1 protein-coding gene is annotated in these 416 nt (G+C 60.6%); it reads right to left on the bottom strand.

Features of this window, described 5'->3' with window-relative positions:
• A partial coding sequence (locus J1M64_RS18545) for a Hint domain-containing homing endonuclease (RefSeq protein WP_206475157.1) occupies positions 1 to 403 on the bottom strand: 403 nt, incomplete at its 3' end.
• Between the last annotated feature and the right edge of the window lie 13 nt (positions 404 to 416).

Raw genomic sequence — 416 nt, 5'->3', positions numbered from 1 at the left:
CGTCTGTGACGATCAGGCGGGTCACCGTACGCGGCCCGGTCTTGCCGGTTTCCGGGTCGGTCGCCAAAACCTTGTCGCTAACCTTGACGTCCTCGATGTGCTTCGTAGTGCCATCGGCCATGAGGACGTCCGTACCTGCCGGGAAGCACTTGCAGAAGCGGCTGAGTCCCTTGACGCTCGCGACACCCCTGCCGCCGCTGATCAGGGCGCCGACAAAGCCCTCAATCAGCTTGCCGCGATCATACGCCTCGGCATCCTCCGCACATTCACCGAAGTTCTCGATGCAGTAATTAGCCGCTATATGCTTGGCTTCTTCCAGGTCGTCACTACGCAGCAGGAAGCGAAGCGCCTTGGCGCATGCAAGTCGACCAAAGCAAGCCTGACTCGGCCCGCTGTCCTGCATGAAAGGTGTGTTC

Origin of the sequence: Dietzia sp. KRD202 (assembly GCF_017168155.1) — a bacterium.
Classification (GTDB): Bacteria; Actinomycetota; Actinomycetes; order Mycobacteriales; family Mycobacteriaceae; genus Dietzia; species Dietzia kunjamensis.
This window is presented reverse-complemented; position numbering and strand designations above follow the sequence as displayed.